This window comes from Roseibium suaedae (assembly GCF_900142725.1).
GTDB lineage: Bacteria > Pseudomonadota > Alphaproteobacteria > Rhizobiales > Stappiaceae > Roseibium > Roseibium suaedae.
Map to the genome: position 1 here is coordinate 45,161 of NZ_FRBW01000002.1, position 16,663 is coordinate 61,823.

The 16,663-nt window shown below is 60.9% G+C and carries 10 protein-coding genes and 1 tRNA gene; 4 read left to right on the forward strand and 7 right to left on the reverse strand.

Annotation, left to right across the window (positions count from 1 at the left end):
- The first annotated feature begins 96 nt into the window (after positions 1-96).
- Positions 97-957, forward strand: coding sequence for a DMT family transporter (locus BUA94_RS07205; RefSeq protein ID WP_073011234.1), 861 nt, complete (start codon positions 97-99; stop codon positions 955-957).
- Between the two features lie 23 nt (positions 958-980).
- On the opposite strand, the gene BUA94_RS07210 is transcribed toward BUA94_RS07205, so the two are convergent.
- Positions 981-1,847: an aldo/keto reductase family oxidoreductase gene (locus tag BUA94_RS07210; RefSeq protein WP_073013711.1), complete on the reverse strand. Its 867-nt coding sequence runs from the start codon at positions 1,845-1,847 to the stop codon at positions 981-983.
- A gap of 110 nt (positions 1,848-1,957) precedes the next feature.
- On the reverse strand, positions 1,958-2,881 hold the full coding sequence (locus tag BUA94_RS07215) for an NAD(P)-dependent alcohol dehydrogenase (protein WP_073011237.1): 924 nt from the start codon (positions 2,879-2,881) through the stop codon (positions 1,958-1,960).
- 107 nt (positions 2,882-2,988) lie between these two features.
- Between BUA94_RS07215 and BUA94_RS07220 the strand changes: the two genes are divergently transcribed.
- Complete coding sequence (locus tag BUA94_RS07220; protein WP_073011240.1) at positions 2,989-3,591, forward strand: TetR/AcrR family transcriptional regulator; 603 nt, start codon at positions 2,989-2,991, stop codon at positions 3,589-3,591.
- A 162-nt stretch (positions 3,592-3,753) separates the two neighbouring features.
- Here BUA94_RS07220 and BUA94_RS07225 read toward each other — a convergent pair whose 3' ends face one another.
- Positions 3,754-5,730 carry an O-linked N-acetylglucosamine transferase, SPINDLY family protein gene (locus BUA94_RS07225; protein ID WP_073011243.1) on the reverse strand — a complete coding sequence of 659 codons (1,977 nt, stop codon included), beginning with the start codon at positions 5,728-5,730 and terminating at the stop codon, positions 3,754-3,756.
- A gap of 53 nt (positions 5,731-5,783) precedes the next feature.
- Complete coding sequence (locus tag BUA94_RS07230) at positions 5,784-11,957, reverse strand: beta strand repeat-containing protein (RefSeq protein ID WP_139251055.1); 6,174 nt, start codon at positions 11,955-11,957, stop codon at positions 5,784-5,786.
- 130 nt (positions 11,958-12,087) lie between these two features.
- Between BUA94_RS07230 and BUA94_RS23560 the strand changes: the two genes are divergently transcribed.
- Entirely contained in the window at positions 12,088-12,240 is a 153-nt protein-coding gene (locus tag BUA94_RS23560) for a hypothetical protein (RefSeq protein WP_175558014.1), read from the forward strand.
- Between the two features lie 209 nt (positions 12,241-12,449).
- The gene (locus BUA94_RS07235) at positions 12,450-13,421 is read left to right on the forward strand and encodes an NAD-dependent epimerase/dehydratase family protein (RefSeq protein ID WP_175558015.1); all 972 of its coding nucleotides are present in this window, start codon (positions 12,450-12,452) and stop codon (positions 13,419-13,421) included.
- A 308-nt stretch (positions 13,422-13,729) separates the two neighbouring features.
- Here BUA94_RS07235 and BUA94_RS07240 read toward each other — a convergent pair.
- From BUA94_RS07240 to BUA94_RS07250, 3 genes are all read right to left on the reverse strand, one after another.
- Positions 13,730-13,805, reverse strand: a tRNA-Val gene (locus BUA94_RS07240).
- A gap of 266 nt (positions 13,806-14,071) precedes the next feature.
- Positions 14,072-15,145, reverse strand: coding sequence for an ABC transporter ATP-binding protein (locus BUA94_RS07245; RefSeq protein WP_073011253.1), 1,074 nt, complete (start codon positions 15,143-15,145; stop codon positions 14,072-14,074).
- A 3-nt stretch (positions 15,146-15,148) separates the two neighbouring features.
- Positions 15,149-16,660 carry a DUF5060 domain-containing protein gene (locus tag BUA94_RS07250; protein WP_073011256.1) on the reverse strand — a complete coding sequence of 504 codons (1,512 nt, stop codon included), beginning with the start codon at positions 16,658-16,660 and terminating at the stop codon, positions 15,149-15,151.
- Positions 16,661-16,663: the final 3 nt, after the last annotated feature.

Sequence of the window (16,663 nt, forward strand, 5' to 3'; positions counted from 1 at the left end):
TTGCAAAATTGTACCGTAATGTCTCTACCCAATCCAGCCTTGGCAGCCTAAGACAAGATCGTCCTGAAAGAACACGATCGGAAACGGCAAAGTCTCATGGAAAAGTCGGCGGCAGGCTGGGGCAGCGGCCTTATGGGTGTCCTCATCTTCAGCGGCTCGCTGCCGGCAACCCGGATGGCGGTGGCAGACTTTGCGCCGCTCTTCCTCACCTCGGCCCGTGCCGTCATCGCCGCCGCCCTCGCCGCGGCGTGCCTGTTTGCCCTCAGGCAGAAGAGACCGTCAGGCGGGGACCTGATCTCCCTGATCATCGTGGCCCTCGGCGTTGTTGCCGGGTTCCCCTTGCTGACGGCGCTGGCACTTCAGCATGTCACCGCGTCGCATTCGATTGTCTTCGTGGGCCTGCTACCGCTGTCCACCGCAGCCTTTGGCGTGCTGCGCGGCGGGGAAAGACCCCAACCCCTGTTCTGGCTGTTCTCCATCCTGGGGGCGGCTGCCGTTGCCGGCTTTGCCCTCGCCCAAAGCGGCGTCGGTTCACTGACCGGCGATCTTTTCATGATTGCCGCCATCCTGCTCTGCGGGCTTGGCTATGCGGAAGGCGCGGCGCTGTCCCGCCGTCTCGGCGGCTGGCAGGTCATCTCCTGGGCGCTGATCCTGTCCCTGCCGGTCATGGCGGCAATCTGCCTGGCAACCTGGCCCGGAGACTGGACCGCCATCGGCCTGCCGGCCTGGTCCGGCCTTGCCTATGTCTCGGTCTTCAGCATGCTGGTGGGCTTCATCTTCTGGTACAGGGGCCTTGCCCTGGGGGGCATTGCAGGTGTCGGACAACTGCAGTTGCTGCAGCCCTTCTTCGGCCTGATGCTGTCCGCCCTGATCCTGCACGAAGCCATCGCCTGGCCCATGCTGGCCGTCACGCTGGTGGTCGTGCTGTGCGTTGCCGGCGCCAAGCGCTTTGCCTGACACCGGCAACACATCAGACCCTGTCAGACAAGATGCTCCAATTCGAGAAGCACGTCTTCCGGAAGGACAATATCGGCGGCTGCAAGGTTTTGCCTGAGATGCGCAACCTGGGACGTTCCTGGAATCAGGAGAATGTTGGGAGAACGCGCCAGCAACCAGGCCAGAGCCACTTGCATTGGCAAGGCCCCCAGGGAAGCAGCCAGATCCGACAGTTTCGATGACTGGATTGGATTGAACCCGCCCAGCGGGAAGAACGGCACATAGGCGACCCCCTGCTTTTCCAGCGTGTTGATCAAGGCGTCATCGGCACGATGCACGAGGTTATAGTGATTTTGCACGCATACGACGGGAGCAATCCGCTGCGCCTCCTTGACCTGATCAGCTGTTGCATTGCTGAGACCGAGATGGCGGATCAGCCCCTTCTGCTGAAGACTGGCCAGAGCGGTGAACCGCTCTTCAATCGAGCCCTCAACTGGAGCCAATCCCGCGCCTTCAATGATGCGCAAGTTCACAACATCCAGCACATCCACGCCGAGATTGCGCAGATTGTCATGCACGCCCCGCTCCAGATCAGCCGGGGTTTGCGCGGGAAGCCAGGACCCATCCTCCCCGCGATCAGCCCCCACCTTGGTGACGATGACGAGATCATCCGGATAGGGTGACAAGGCCTCGCGTATCAGCTGGTTGGTAATGTGCGGGCCATAGAAGTCGCTGGTATCAATGTGGTTCACACCAGATTCAATGGCCTCGCGAAGAACAGCCAAGGCCTGCCCGTGGTCCTTTGGAGGCCCGAACACACCCGAGCCCGCCAATTGCATGGCGCCATAGCCAATGCGGCGGACAGAGGTATCTCCAAGCTCAAAGGTATCGGTTCCAGAAAGCGTCATCATCATGTCCCTACGTCTACGATCGATTATCTGAAAATATCGGGGCAAGGGGTCCTCTCACAAAAGCCTGCCAGTCCGGCATTCAAGGAGAGCGCCGCCATCCCCCTCCGGGGCTAGATCACGAGAACGATCTTGCCCCCTGCCCTGCGGCCCGCCTCAAGCCCGGAAATAGCGGCGACCGCGTTACTGAACGGCTCTTCGCTCCCGACCGTGGGTCTCAAGACCCCGTCAGCTGCCAACTGGGCAATATTCGGCAGGTTTTTCATGCCCTGGGTGGCAAACGCGAGCTTGTAGCGGCGGGACAAGACCCCGCGCAGCACCCTTCCCAAAGTCGGGTTGATGTCGACAAAGACCCCCGTGCGCTTCAGCATCGAAAGGCCATTGCGAACATTCAGCGTCCCAAGCGTGTCAAAAACCACATCAAACTTTGCGGTCGGAGCCATGGTCTCGATGTCGGAGTAAGCCAACACGGGATCGATGCCTGCAGCCTTCGCGATTGAGCGCGATGAAGGCCCGCAAGCTCCTGCAACATGGGCGCCCTGTGACTGAGCAAGCTGAACTGCAAAGGAACCAACGGCGCCATTGCAGCCGTTGATGAAGACATCCGCGCCCGCCACGTTTCTGTTCATGATTGCGGCCCAGGCCGTCATTGCCGCAACAGGCAGACTGGCGGCTTCGGAAAACGAAAGCCGCGCAGGCTTCCTTGCAACGGTCGCCGCATCAACAACGGCCATTTCGGCAAAGGCGCCAGACTTCTTGAAGTCGATTGTTCCGAAGACTTCGTCACCCGCAGCAAGATGCGTAACACTCTCCCCGACAGCTTCCACGACACCGGAGAAATCCGTGCCCATGGCCCGGGGAAACCGCCTGCCGGTGACGAACTTCATCATTCCCTGACGAATTTTCCAGTCGAAGGGATTAATGGCCGCTGCCTTTATCGAGATCAGCACCTCTCTTTCCGAAACATCCGGCAGGGTAAAGTCGCCAAGATACATCTCATCCGGACCGCCATAGCGGTTGTATTGCACTCGCTTCATTTCACTTCCCGAACTCGTTCAAACCACACCCTTAAAATATTACACTCAGTGCAATATTGCAATAAGTGTAATTTTACAGGGCGTGCAGGTTCTGATATCGATCAGTCATGATTGAAACAGACCAAGTTCAGGAAGGCTGGCGCGAGAGGAAGCGGCGCGAAACGCTTGATCGCATCGCGGACACTGCCCTGACGCTTTTCGTAAAAAATGGCTATGACGCCACGACCCTTGACGCCATCGCCGAGGCTTCCGGCATTTCCCGGCGGACTTTCTTCTATTATTTCAAATCCAAGGAAGAGATCCTTGCCACCTGGCAGAGAGAGCTTCCCGAAACTTTCAGGGCAGCAATCCTCGCCGAGCCTTCAGGGCAGCATCCTTTCGACGTCCTTCAAAACGCGCACCTGAAACTGATTGCAAATCTGGATCCTCAGAAGTCCATCGCCATCTACCGGATCATTCGCTCAAGCGAATATCTTCTCGCCATGAACCAGTCCAAATATCTGAAACTGGAACAGACGGCGTTCGAAGCCCTGCGCGAATTGTGGCCTGATAAGTCGCGCATGAATGCCATGCGGATAGTGGCCATGGTGTCCGTCGGCATCCTGCGCCTTTCCCTGGAGAATTGGGCCGAGGGACAGGAAGGGAAATCGCTTGAGACCTACCTAAAGGAAGAGTTTGAGGAAATGCGCAAGGAGACCCTCAAGCTCTAGCCGATATCCCAATGGCCAATTCGGGCTTTGGCACATCCTCCCCTGCGAGCCGGCAAGAGTGCCCAGGCCTGGGTGTCGAACGCGCAGCAGGATTGCCTTCCACCCGGCATAACCCCCTCACCTCGAATGCAACTCCGTCGCCTCCCCCCGGCAACAGGATCGTCAACCTGCCCCCATGAGCCGTTTGATCCGCGGGCCTGTCATTGGGCGGCTGACATGGCGGGCGGCAAGCTGCCTGGCCCAGAGCCCCCGATAGTCCGGCTCGCTGAGCATGTCCTTGCCCTCGTGATCCATCCGGGCGGCCACATCCATCAAGGCCTCAAGATCTGCAAGATCGGGTTGCGGCAGACGGCCGTCGAGACATTCTCCCCACATCTGCGCGTAAAGCGTCTCAAGCCCCTTCACCAGGCCGGGCGTGTCGAACAGCCGGCACGATGACCGGTTTTCCCGGAGCTGCTGCTTGAGCCTGTCGAGAGCACTCCGGTCACGACCAAGTGCCACTGCCTGCTGAACATACTGGTCCGGCGTCTCGCAGATCAGGTCCGGAAGGCCTGCCGCATCCACCAGACTTGCACACACCCGGGCAGCAAAGCACCTGCCGGCCACCGTCAGGACGGGCACGCCCATCCATAGGGCATCAGACGCCGTGGTATGGGCCCCGTAAGGGGACGTATCAAGGAAAAGGTCTGCCAAGGGATAGCGGGCGAGATGCTGTGCATTGGGCAGCTTGCCCGCAAAGACCAGCCGGTCACCGGACACGCCCTTGGTTTCAGCATAGCTCCGCAGGCGCTGATCCGTGTTCTCCCCGCCGGTCAGCAGCCAGAGCACGCTGCCGGGAACTTTTGCCAGGATCGTCAGCCAGCGGTCCATGACATGGGGCGTGATCTTCTGGCTGCCATTGAAGCAGCAAAAGACCGTTTCCTCCTCCGGCAAACCGAAATCGGATCGGGTCAATGTCCCCTCGAACAAGACCCGGTCGCGGCTGTTGGGCTGGTAGCAAGGAAGACGGACCACCTTTTCCGAGTAATAATCTTCGGCGTCTTCCGGGACCGTGATCCCGTCCGCGATGATATAGTGATGGGCGGGGCTCGCCAGAGTGCCCGGATAGCCAAGCCAGTTGACGATAACGGGCGCAGGGCGCAGCGACACGAGCTGTGTGCGCCCCTCGCGGGTATAGCCATTGACGTCGACAAGGATCTGAATGCCGTCATTGGCAATCAGACGGGCAGCGTCCGCGTCGTTCAGCTCCGAGATCCGGCGCCAATGGTCGGTCGTCGCACGGAAATTTCTGGAGAGCGGGTCATCGGAAGCCGGTCCACAGTCATAAGCGAAGATCTCCACCGCTGACCGGTCATGCAGGCCGAGCACTTCGGTCATCAGATAGCCAACCGCATGCTCCCTGAGATCGGAGGACAGATAGCCGATCCGCAAGGGGCCATCGTGCTGCATCGCCTTTGGCCAGGCTGTCATGGGCTGGGCAGGCGTTCCAACATCCCGCCGGTTATAGGCGGCAGATACGGCAAGCTGCAGCAGCGGATCATCAGAAAGGGCTGCGCCGGACAGGGGCGAAATGGCCTCGACAAGCTGGCGCTTGTGCACTCTCTCCACCACCTGAAGCGCCGGCCATTCGCACTGGCGCTGGCGCAAGGCAATGTAGTGCTGGATAACTTCGCTCTGGTGCGGGTCAAGCTCCAGGCTCTGGCGGAGCATGGTCTCGGCCAGCTCGTCCTGGGATGTGGCCTCAAGCAGACGGGCGATCTGGTTCAGGGCCGTGATCCGCGACGCCAGCGCAGCCGCGTTCACGGAAAGGGTCTGTTCGAGAATCGTGTTCCAGCGGCCGATGGCCTGCCCCACCTCCCCCTGCTCTTCCAGCACGCGGCCCAGATTGATGTAGGACGGGTGGAAGTCAGGCTTCAGCGCGATCGAGCGCTCCAGGCACTCTCTTGCAGCTGCCAGTTTTCCGGTCTCGGACAGGAGGACAGCCTGGTTGAACAGCACCGCATAGAGCAGCGGATCCTCGGGGTTCTGACTGACCCAGGCCGTATAAAGCACTTCCGCAGCCGCATGGGCCCCACTGGACTTCAGCGTTTCCGCAGCATTGATGACTTCCATGATGGAAAGGCTGGTTTCGGTAGCCATTCAAGAAACTCCTTCGCCCGGAGGCGCCGCCGGGACATTTACGCGATTGGCCGTCAGGAAACGGCCAGGGCCATGGCCTCGCGTTGCGCCTCGGTCATAGAGGCAATCTGTGTGTCGGTGAAGCTTTCGATCTGACGGGGCGTGAGCGCATGAATGGCCTGCGTTGTCAGACTGGAGATTGTTCCGGTGCTCAAGGCCCCGATCTGCGTCGAGGTCAGACCGGACAGCTGCGCATAGCTCAAGGATCCGATCGAGGTGGTCGACAGGGCGTTGATCTGGGTCGGTGTCAGGGCCGAGATCTGGTTCGAGGTCAGAGCCGAGAATTGCTTCTCGGAAAGGCTGGAGAGCTCCGTGCTGGTCAGGTTCGAAATCTGAGCCGTGCTCAGGGAGGCAATCTGCTGCGTCGTCAAGGCACCGAACTGCGCCAGGGACAAGGCGCGCAGCTGGACGCGCACGAGACCGGCCAGCTGTATCACGCTCATCGCCGCGATATCGGATGGCGCAAGCCCTGCCAGCGCGGTTGTCGAAATGGAGCCGACCTGACTGGAGGTCAGGCCGCTGATCTGGGTGATGGTCAGCGCGTCGATCTGCTGCTCGCTGAGGCCTGCAATGGTCGCTGGCGCAAGCGCCGAGATCATGGTCGAGGTAATGCTCTCAAACTGTGCCGGCGACAGAGCAGCAACCTGGGTGGCCGTCAATCCGGCCAAGGCAGAACTCGACAGGGCATGAAGCTGTGTGGTGCTGAGAGCAGATACCAGATCCGCACCGAGGCCGGACAGGCCCGCGGCCTCAAGGCCCGCGATCTGGGTTGTGGTCAGCGAGGAAATCTGCGTCGCGTTGAGACCAGCGGTGGCCTGCGCGGTCAGACTGCCCATCTCATCTGCCGTCAAGGCGGCCAGCTGTGTCGCTTCCAGGACACCGATCTGGGTTGCGGTCAATCCCGCTACGCCAGATGCGGACAGGGAGGCGATCTGGCTCGTCTTGAGCGCCCCGATCTGGGTGGTCGTCAGGCTGGCAACCTGCTCGGACTTCAGGCCACTCATCGCGTAGATCGAAAGATTGCCGATCTGGGTGGTGCTGAGAGACGCAATCTGGCCAGTGGTCAGGGCTTCCGCAGCCGTCGCGGACAGGGCTGAAAACTGGGTCGAAGTCAGGCCTGACAAGGTGGTGGTGGACAGCCCGGCGACAGTCGTCGTGGCAAGGCCATCAACCTGGCGGGCCGTCAGGGCTTTCAACTGGTCGCTGGACAATGCGCCGATCTGCCCTGCGCTCATTCCGGAAATGGCCGTCCGGCTCAATGCAGCGATCTGCGTGGTGGAAAAGGCTGCGATCTGGTCATTCGTCAGAGCGGCGGCGGCAGAAGAACTCAGGCCACCGATTTCCAAAGCCGTCAGTTCAGCGACCCGGGCAGGCGTCAGGGAGGCGATCTGCGTTCCCGTCAGGCTTCCCGCCTGGGAGCTTGTCAGGCTGGTCCACTGTGCGGTGGTCAGGGCCGCAAGCGTGCTGGCACTCAAGCCGGAAATGGCGGTCGTGGACAGGGCTGCGACCTGCTTTTCCGAAAGCGCAGCAAGCTGACGGGCGCTCAGGGCATTGACCTGGGCGCCCGAAAGACCGGCCAGGGAAGACGATGTCAGCGACGCAATCTGCCTGGTTGACAGCGCCTCGATCTGATCCAGACCAAGGGCCGCGGACTGGCTGGACGAAAGCTTCTGCAACTGTGCAGTACTCAGACCTGCAACGCGCTCTGGCGAAAGCGCCGATATCTGTGCTGTGCCCAAAGCGGAAATCTGGGTCGCGGTCAAAGCCTCGAACTGGCCATCATCGAGACGGCCAAGGAAGTCCGGCCCGGTTTCTGCCAGGGTCGCGCCTGGCAAGGATGCGACCTGTTCGGGGCTTAGCGCTGCCAACTGACTTGCCGAAAGGGCCTGAAGGCCGGACGCGGACAGACCCGAGATGGCCGAAGTTGTGATGGCACTCACCTGCGTCTGTGAAAGTGCAGGCAGCTGCTCCGCGGTCAGTGCCGCCACCTGGCTTGACGACAGCGCGGCAACCTGATGGGTGGACAATGCGGACAAGGTGGCAGGCTGAAGACTTCCGATCACCGACGTGGACAAGCCGGGCATCTGCGTGGCACTCAATCCGGTAATCCGGGAGGCATCAAGCGATGCGGCCTGGCTGGCCGTCAGTCCCGACAAGGCCGAGGCCGTCAGGGCTGCAAACTGCTTTGAGGAAAAGGCTCCGAGCTGCTCACTGCTCAAGGCCGCCAAACCGCTGCTGCCAAGGCCCTGCAGCTGGGTCTTGGTCAACTCCGCGATCTGGCCGGTGCCGAGGGCGGAAAGCTGAGATCCTGTCAGCTGGCCGATCGCCGTCGGCGTCAATGCGCTCAATGCCGTCGAAGACAGGGATCCGATCACCGTACTGGACAGGGCCTTGAGCCCGGCTGAAGAAAGCGAAGCGATCTGAGTGGTCGACATCGCCGCCAGGGAAGCGGCTGTGAGACCCGCAGCGCCAGTCGAGGACAGGGAGGCGATCTGCGTGCTCTTCAGGCCTGTGATCTGAGAAGAGGTTAGAGCCCCCACCTGGGCAGCGTCGAGAGAGGCAACCTGGGCAACACCCAGTCCGCTCAACTGGGAGCTGTTCAGAGCGGCGACCTGAGCGGACGTCAATCCATCGAGTGCGGTGGTCGTCATCGCCCCGATCTGTGTCCTTGTCAGGCCCGCGATCTGGTCGGTGGACAGCGCTTCAACGTCATCGTCTTCCAGCCCGGCAATCTGGGTTGTCGAGAAAGAGCCCAATTGCTCCGCACTCAGGGCCTGGATCTGGGTTGCCTTGAGAGCCCCCACGGCGGCGCTGCCCAGCCCCTTGAGCTGGGTGACCGACAGAGCCGAAATCTGAGGTGCCGTCAGGGATTGAAGCTGCGTCGTGGCCAAACCGCCAAGCGCAGTCGAGGTCAGTCCGGCAAGCTGGGTGGTTGTGAGATTGGCAAGCTCCGTTCGGCTGAGCCCACGGACGCCGTTTGCAGACAAGGCACCCAGCTGGGTGGATGTCAGGGACGCCACCTGGGCATCCGTCAGCAGCCCGACCTGCGCTGCGGCGAGACCGGCAATCTGGCTCGTGGTCAGGGCATCGATCTGGGCCGCGCTGAACTGCTCGAACTGTGTCGCGTTCAGGGACCGGATCTGCGACGTCGTCAGCGCCTGAACCTGCTTGCTTGTCAGACTTGCAAGAGCGGTCCCGGTCAGCCCTGCAAGCGCAGGCGTGGTCAGGGAGGAAACCTGCGCCTCGGTAAGCGCGGACACCTGCTCTGCGGTCAGGGCTTCAACCTGATCGTCGCTCAGCCCCTTGATCTGAGTGACCGTCAGCGCGGAAATTCTCGAAGGATCCAGAGACGCAATGACGGTCTCGCTCAAGCCGCCGATCGCAGTGGACGTCAGGCTGGCCGTCTGGGTTGCCGACAGCGCGGCAAGCTGCTGTGCTGTCAAGGCAGCGCTCTGTGCAGAAGTCACGCCCCGAAGCTGCACCGCGCTGAGCGCGCCAAGCTGTTCAGCAGTCAGGGCAGAAACCTGCCCGGAGGACAACGTGGAAATCTGGGTAGAGGACAGCCCCCGGACCTGATCGGTGCTCAGGCTTCCCAATGCCGCAGAACTCAGGCCGGAAAGGCCAGTCGCCGAAAGTGCACCAACTTGCTTCGCGGAAAGACCGGCCACCTGCTCAGGAGTGAGCAGCTCGGTCTGTCCCGCATTCAGCGCCCCGAGCGCGGCACTCGAAAACGCAGACAGCTGTCCCGCGCTCAGATCAGAGATCTGCTGTGAGGTTAGCCCGGCGACATGCGCCCCGAGCAGAGCGGAGATCTGGGTCGTGCCCAGGGCATCGAACTGGCTCTTGCTCAAGGAACCGATGGCGAGGCTCGAGAAGCCCTTGACCTGTGCGGCCGTCAGGGCAGAGAGCTGCTCGCCGCTCAATGCGCTGATCTGACTGGCGCCAAGAGCGCCAATGCCCGTGGCTGACAGGGCTGCGAGCCGGTCACCGGAAAGAGATGCGACCTGCTCCGAGGTGAGCCCGGAGGCGTTGACAGCCAGGGCCGAAATCTGCTGCGTCGTCAGGGCCTGGAACTGGCTTGCGGACAGGCCGGAGACTTCGGTCTTGGTCAGGCTCTTGATCTGCGAAGTCGTCAGGGAGGCGATCTGGTCAAGACTGAGCCCCGCCAACTGATCGCTGGACAAACCGGCTATGGCGCCCCCGGACAGAGACGAGATCTGCGTCGTGCTCATCCCGGCCAACTGGGTGACACTCAGCGCCGAGACCTGTGCATTCGACAGGGAACCGATGGCCGTGGTGCTCAACGCTGCAATTTGGTCCAGGCTGAAGGCACCGACCTGATCCGCAGTCAGTCCGCGGATCTGCGTGGTCACCAATTCTCCAAGCTGACTGGCGGTCAGGGATCCCAGCTGCTCCTTGTCCAGCAAGGACATGGACGTTCCGGTAAGCCCTCTGAGCTGGGATCCGGAAAGCGAAGACAGGAAGGACCCGGAAAGTCCCTGCACCTGCTCGGTGGTCAGGGCTCCGATCGCAGGAACGGCCAGATAGCGGATCGCACTGGTCGTCAAAGCGCCAAGCTGATCCGGAGAAAGCGTCTTGATCGCCGTCGCCGTGATCGCTGCGGCCTGAACAGGTCTCAGTCCGCCCAGCTGGCTCGTGGTCAGGCTCTCCAGCTGAGGCACAGTGAGGGCCTTGACCTGGGCATTGCTCATGCGGCTGATCTGAGTCGCATCGAAAGCCGCAAGCTGCGTGGGGGACAAGGCAGCAAAACTGGTTGCGGTGATCGCCTGCAGCTGCGCTGTGCTGAGGGAGGCCAGTTGCTGTTGGTCCAGATAGGAAACCTGCTTTGCCGACAAACCAGCAAATGCCGCGGAATTCAGAGCCGCTAGTCGGCTTCCGGTCAAGGTATCGATCTGGTTTTCACCCAGCGACCTGATCTGATTGGCCGTCAGGGAAGACAGTTGGCCGTCCGTCAACGCTCCAAACTGAAGGGCATTGAAACTGGCAAGATCGGCGGCGGTCAGCCCCTGCGTCTGGGTGGTCGTCAGACCACTGATCTGCGTGCTCGTGAGGGCCGCAATCGCCGTGTCCGACAGGGCCGTGATCTGAACAGAGCTGAGGGCGCCGAGCTGCTGGGCACTCAGGCCCGAAACCTGCTGCCCGCTGAGCGCAGCGATGGCAGAGGTGGTCAGCCGGCCGAACTGCGTGGAGGTCAGGGCGTTAAGCTGGCTATCGGACAGGTAGGGAACCTGCGCAGACGTCAGTCCGAGAACCTGCGCATTGGAAAATCCGCCGATCTGCGAGGCCGAAAGGCTCGAAATCTGGGTTGCGGTCAGGGACCCGACAAGACTTGCGGTCAGGCCGGACAATTGCGTCCGGCTCAAGCTGCCAAGGCTCTCGACAGTCAGGGCCTGGACCTGACGGCTGGACATGACGGCAATTTGGGTCTGAGACAGGCCCGACAGCTGCTCGCTGGTCAAGGCCGCCATTTCCCAGACCGCAAGGCCCTTGGCCTGCGTAGTGGTCAGGGCGGCAATCGTGTTCGCAGTCAGGGACGCAAACTGAGCGGTGGTCAGGCTCGCGACAGCCAGACTGCTCAGGCTGCGGAACTGTGTGGTGGTGAGCGCCGAAAGGGTATCAACACTCATTGACTTGATCTGGGCCGCCGTCAGGGACTGCATCTGGGTGGCAGCAAGGCGCCCGACCTGCGTGGACGTCAGCGCCCCGATCTCGGTCGTCGTCAGGCCCCGGATCTGCGTCGTCGACAAGACCGAAAGCTGTGTTTCCGTCAGGGCGGAAAACTGGTCCAGAGAAAAGCTCGTCAGCCTGCTCGTCGGCAAGGCGCGCAGCTGCCCCTGTGACAGATTGGCGATATCCGACGCGGACAGGGCCGCAAACTGCTCTGCGGAAAAGGCATTCAGGGCGGAACTGGTCAGATTGCCGATCTGGGTCGGCTGGAACGCCTCGATCTGGGACGTGCTCAGGGCGGTGATTTGCGTGTTCGTCAGCGCAGCCAGCTGGCGCGCGGACAAGGCAACAATCTGTGCGCTGGACAGAGCTGCGATATCCGTCTTGCTGAGCTGGCGGATCTGGGTCGAAGTCAGCGTCTTGATATAGTCCACATCCGGGTCGGCTTCCTGCTGCGCCAGCAAGACATCATAGCTGAGCAGCGGGCTGGACGTGGTCATGACCGCAGCGGTTGTGGAAGCAGCTGCCGGGTCACTTGTTGCGGATGTTTCTGCATAAATCCCATCCGTGGCCGATCCGCTCGACGAAATCATACCAGAATAGGAAGTCACCACAGATGTGGAGGCAGAAATGGTTATCGCCAAGATCGCACCAAAAAACAGCCGGATTGGCCGCACGCAAGCATTGCAACCGGCATGCCAGATCCACTTGGCGCAAATCCGCCCTTCCCGCTGCGATGAAGCAGTTGCAGGCAGGAAAAAGCTGCCGGTCCGAACCAGATGACTGGAGTTTATTTCCCAGTGTAACGGGACAAAATTTGCCCTGAGGAATGCCTCGCGCCAGAAGCCCCTGAGGTAAAACCTGAGATTGGCCATGGCAGAAACCTCCCCCGCCTCAGGTTTCTGAAACCGGCATGATTTCTGCTTTCAAGAAAACCAACGGCACGCAAGGTAGGCGACCCGCATTCCGCACATCTACCTATGGACAACATCATGGCACGTCCCATTCTCGTCACAGGAAGCTCAGGACTTATCGGATCAGCACTCATTGACGCCCTCAAGGCGGACGGCAGGGAGGTTCGCGGACTGGACAGCGCAGCAGACACGACGGCCTCCTGGCGCGGCGACACACGCGACATCGAGACGGTGACCGATGCCGTTTCAGGCTGTGCAGGGATCATTCATCTGGCGGCGGTCTCCCGCGTGCTCTGGGGCGAACAATTCCCCGACCTGTGCGAAGAGGTGAATGTCGGCGGCACCCGCAATGTGCTGAACGCGGCCCTGGCCGCCACAAGCCGCCCCTTCGTCCTCTTTGGCAGCAGCCGGGAGGTCTATGGCCCCCATGAAATCCATCTGGCGGACGAAACAACCGCAAGACGACCGATGAATGTTTATGGCCGCTCGAAACTGGCCGGAGAAGAACTGATGGAAGCAGCCCGGGATGCCGGGCTGACGGCTGGCATCATGCGCTTTTCGAATGTCTATGGCCGGATCAGCGACCACGCGGACCGGGTCGTTCCGGCATTCGCCCGCGCCGCTGTGGAAGGCCGCACGCTCTCCGTCGAAGGCCGCAGCCATGTCTTCGACTTCAACTATCTGGACGATGTCGTCGATGGCATCGTCCGGCTGATCCATCTGGTGGAACAGGAAAGGAAAGCTCCCGAACCGATCCAGTTCACCTCCGGCACCGGCACCAGCCTGACGGAACTTGCCGAGCTGAGTGTCCGCCTGGCCGGTACCAATGCAGAGATCCGGCACACCGGCCCGCGGAGTTTTGACGTGCATGGATTTGTCGGCTCAGGACAACGGGCAAAGTCCCTGCTCGGCTGGCAATCCCGCATCACGGTCGAGGAAGGCGTATCACGGATGGTTCATGCCTACCGGGCCTGCAAGGAACCGGTACAGTCAAGCACCTTGCCGTTCATGCACGCGGCAACCGAAAGACGTCAGCCCGAACTCGCCTAGTCAACGCTCCAGCGAGATGACAAGGACACATCCTGACGCTCCCGATCCGGGAGCGTCTCAACCCATCTGCCATGCCTAGGCGGCAGGAAAATCTGGCTAAAAGCAGCGCGAGCAAACCGGCCAGATCCCGGCTTTGATTGAGGCGCTGCCCTGCACCGCGGCTACGACAGCCCGGCCCGTCTCTAAATGCCGGGCAGAGCCCTAGACGGCACTCGTCTCACCTCACGCAAACCACTGCAGACTTGTCACGCCAAACAGGCACAACGCCTTGCAGCGCAACAACATTCAATGATTTCAAGGGGAAGGAATGGTGGGCGATGAGAGACTCGAACTCCCGACATCCTCGGTGTAAACGAGGCGCTCTACCAACTGAGCTAATCGCCCTGACGCGTTCGCGTTCAAGTGAGGCGCTTGTAGGAGGTTTCCGCTTTCAGTGCAAGAGGGATCTCCAAACTTGTCAACAGGCTAACAAACTTGCCTGAACCGGCCCGCGAAGGCTTCGACATGTCCCTGACGCCGCTCGCAAAGCCCGCAAGCTCGGGCCCGCTTCCCGAGTCATCCCCATGCTCCTTGCCCCGGTGTTTGCCTTGCAGAAAAGCTGCGCTGCCGCAGGCAGGTCCGGCGGCAGTGCAATTCTTCGGGAGGAAGCCTCAGGATGCCTTGACCGGAAGAGCCATTCCTGTGGCGGCATCGAAGAGATGAAGGCTGCCAGCCACCGGCGCGAGGCCAATGTCCGTTCCAACGGGCATAGAGAAGCGCTCCTTCAGGAGCACCGTACCGGTTTCACTTCCAACCGTGACAGCGACAATCGTTTCTGCACCGGTCGGTTCAACAAGGGCAACCTTCGCCCGGATCGGACCATCCGCTACCGGCAAGAGTGATTCCGGACGAATTCCGAGCGTCAGCTTCGTACCAGGCTGGGGCAGCGGATGGCGCCCGTCCAGGGGAAGGATGCTTCCGCCCGGAAGCTTCAAGCCACCGGCGATCGCTTCGACCGGCCAGAGGTTCATTGCCGGAGATCCAAGGAACCCGGCCACGAACACATTGCGGGGATGATCATAGAGTTCCAGCGGCGCCCCGACCTGCTCGACCTTGCCGCCGTTCAGCACCACGATCTTGTCCGCCATGGTCATGGCTTCCACCTGATCATGGGTGACGTAAATTGTGGTCGTGCCGAGACGGGCGCAAAGGCCCTTGATTTCGGCGCGCATCTGGACGCGCAGCTTTGCATCCAGGTTCGACAGCGGCTCGTCAAAGAGAAAGACTTGCGGATCGCGTACAATCGCCCGGCCCATGGCCACCCGCTGGCGCTGTCCGCCGGACAGGGCAGACGGCTTGCGGTCGAGCAAGGGTTTCAGACCGAGAATCTCGGCTGCCCTGCCCACCTTCCCGGCAATGACATCCTTGCTCTCGCCAGCGAGTTCCAGAGCGAAACTCATGTTCTGGGCCACGGTCATCTGCGGATAAAGCGCATAGTTCTGGAACACCATGGCGATGTCCCGGTCCTTCGGTGCCACGTCATTGACGACACGGCCTCCGATGGAGATCGAACCGGAGCTGATAGCCTCCAGACCTGCCACCATCCGCAGGAGCGTGGATTTCCCGCATCCAGACGGCCCGACCAGCACGACGAACTCGCCCTGCTGGATGTCCACGTCAATGCCGTGAATGACATTCACAGTGCCATAGGACTTGCGGAGATCGCGAATATCTACGTGGGACATGGCTCAGCTCAGTTTTCTGCAACGGACTGCGAGATACGGCCGCCGGGGCAGCTCGACGGCGAAAGCTGCATCCGGCTCACGCGGACGCATGATTTCGCCGTGACGGATCGGATGGTTCTCGGGGGCCTTGACCTTTTCCAGCGGGGTGATCGTCATGTTCCAGACGTCGATCAGATCGAGCTGATAATTGCCATCGACCTTGGGAAGACCGAGGGTCCAGATGACGGGCTGATGCTCGCCGAAATAGATGATGGTCGTATCGCCATCCTTTGCGCCGGAAATCCGGTGCCAGGGCCAAAGGTTCTCGGGGCCGATCGGCTCGAAGCCATTTTGCACGTCTTCTTCCAGCACCTGGCGTAGGAAGGCGATGCGCTTCCAGGCCTCCCCATGCAGAACGCCGCCCTTTGCCCACCACAGAAGGTCATCCGGATGAGAATAGGTCTCGCCGTGACCGGCATAGCCCCCGCGCATCATGGTGATCCAGAACCGGTGCGTCAGCTCTTCAGGTGTCAGGTTGCCCCAGCACTGGATGATGTCGCCTTCATATTCCGGCTCATCATTGATGACCGGCTTGCCCCATGTGTTGCGCCAGACCTGGGTGTTCTTCACATTCGGATTCTGAATGCAGGTATGGGAGACCCAGGGCTTGCGGTGATCATAATTGGCATCCGCATGGCCATTGTGGATCGACTTGAGGTGGCGGTAAGGATCGTCTTCTTCCAGGATCTGGAAGAACCGGTCCCAGCGCTCCATCGGCTTGGTGTCGATCATGAAGTCATATTCATTGGCCAGCGCCCACCAAAGGTTCCGGTAGGCGGCGAACCGCGCCGCGATATAGGCGACGAAGCGATAGTCCTGCTCCTCGCTCATGTCGCAATAGCCCCAGCGGTCATAGGGGTGGAACATGATCACATCCGCCTCGATCCCCAGATCGCGCAGCCTGCCGATCTGGGTTTCGAAATGACGGAAGGAGTCATAGTTCGGCTTATCGAAGTCCCGCTTCCCGTTCACCACTTCATAGACGTCGTGCAGCGCCTCGTTGGTGTTATAGGGATAGTCCTTCGGGAAGACGCCCATACGAATCTTGTTGAAACCCGTCTTGGCGAGAGTTTCGAGCGTCTTTTCCTGCTCTTCCAGCGGCTGATGGGTCCACGCGTAACAAGTGGTGCCAAAAGACAGGAACGGTTTTCCATCCGCATAGGCGAAGTGGAATTTGTTGCGCACACGCACGGGGCCATGATTGCCCTCGGACGGCGCGGTGACGGAGAAGCTGCCGGTCTTGCCATTCAGCGCCGGCGTCTTTGAACGGGTCTCGAAGGTCCAGTCCCCTTCGGTCTCCGGCATGAAACGAAGACGGTAGGTTCCCTCGCCGTCGTAGAAGCCCGGAACACGGATCTCGCGGGCCTTGTGGCGGAACACGGCATCAAAAGCGACATCGAGATAGGGATTGCCTTCGCTTGGCCCTTCGAAGGCGGCTTCGAAGATATCCCACTTTTCGACTGTTTGAGCTGGCATTTT

What these genes read in the sequence shown, in the direction of transcription:
- BUA94_RS07230 (WP_139251055.1), bottom strand. Translation starts at nt 11,957, where the DNA reads ATGACCACGTCCAGCCCGCTGCTCAGCTATGATGTCTTGCTGGCGCAG.
- BUA94_RS23560 (WP_175558014.1), top strand. Translation starts at nt 12,088, where the DNA reads ATGGTTATCGCCAAGATCGCACCAAAAAACAGCCGGATTGGCCGCACG.
- BUA94_RS07215 (WP_073011237.1), bottom strand. Translation starts at nt 2,881, where the DNA reads ATGAAGCGAGTGCAATACAACCGCTATGGCGGTCCGGATGAGATGTAT.
- BUA94_RS07250 (WP_073011256.1), bottom strand. Translation starts at nt 16,660, where the DNA reads ATGCCAGCTCAAACAGTCGAAAAGTGGGATATCTTCGAAGCCGCCTTC.
- BUA94_RS07245 (WP_073011253.1), bottom strand. Translation starts at nt 15,145, where the DNA reads ATGTCCCACGTAGATATTCGCGATCTCCGCAAGTCCTATGGCACTGTG.
- BUA94_RS07235 (WP_175558015.1), top strand. Translation starts at nt 12,450, where the DNA reads ATGGCACGTCCCATTCTCGTCACAGGAAGCTCAGGACTTATCGGATCA.
- BUA94_RS07210 (WP_073013711.1), bottom strand. Translation starts at nt 1,847, where the DNA reads ATGATGACGCTTTCTGGAACCGATACCTTTGAGCTTGGAGATACCTCT.
- BUA94_RS07225 (WP_073011243.1), bottom strand. Translation starts at nt 5,730, where the DNA reads ATGGCTACCGAAACCAGCCTTTCCATCATGGAAGTCATCAATGCTGCG.
- BUA94_RS07205 (WP_073011234.1), top strand. Translation starts at nt 97, where the DNA reads ATGGAAAAGTCGGCGGCAGGCTGGGGCAGCGGCCTTATGGGTGTCCTC.
- BUA94_RS07220 (WP_073011240.1), top strand. Translation starts at nt 2,989, where the DNA reads ATGATTGAAACAGACCAAGTTCAGGAAGGCTGGCGCGAGAGGAAGCGG.